Origin of the sequence: Marinitenerispora sediminis, assembly GCF_003336425.1 — a bacterium.
GTDB lineage: Bacteria > Actinomycetota > Actinomycetes > Streptosporangiales > Streptosporangiaceae > Marinitenerispora > Marinitenerispora sediminis.
Window position 1 is genome coordinate 1 of record NZ_QEIO01000342.1, and the last position, 619, is coordinate 619.

At 67.7% G+C, this 619-nt stretch carries 1 protein-coding gene; it reads right to left on the minus strand.

Annotation, left to right across the window (positions count from 1 at the left end):
* On the minus strand, positions 1-619 hold a 619-nt coding region (locus DEF28_RS26695; RefSeq protein WP_309485871.1), incomplete at both ends, for an ATP-grasp domain-containing protein.

The window sequence follows — 619 nt, forward strand, 5'->3', positions numbered from 1 at the left end:
CCCGCCATGCGCCTGCCCCGCATAAGCCACCACGTCCAACGTCGACATCACCAGACCAGCACCATTACCGATGATGCCGACCTCGCCATCCAACTTGACGTAGTTCAACCCCTTCGCCTTCGCAGCCACCTCGAGGGGGTCGCCCTCGGCCGCGGAGGCCAGGCTGTCGAGGTCCTGACGGAACTCGGCGTTCTCGTCCAGGGTCACCTTGCCGTCCAGAGCGACAACGCGGCCATCCTTGGTCAGGATGAGCGGGTTGACCTCGACCAGCGTGGCGTCCTTGCCGACGAAGACGTCCCACAGTTTCGTGACGACCTCGGCAGCGCCCGCGGCCGCGGCCGCGGGGAGCTTGCCCTGGGCGACGATGTCCGCCGCGACGTCGGCCGGCGCGCCCTTCAGCGCGTCGATCGCGACCTTGGCGACCGCCTCGGGGTTGGTCGCGGCGACCTCCTCGATCTCCATACCGCCTTCGGCGGAGCAGATCGACAGGAACGTCCGGTTCGCCCGGTCGAGGAGGAAGGAGAAGTAGTACTCCTCCGCGATCTCGCTGGCCTCCTCCACCAGCACCCGGTGCACCGTGTGGCCCTTGATGTCCATGCCCAGGATCTGGGCGGCCTTG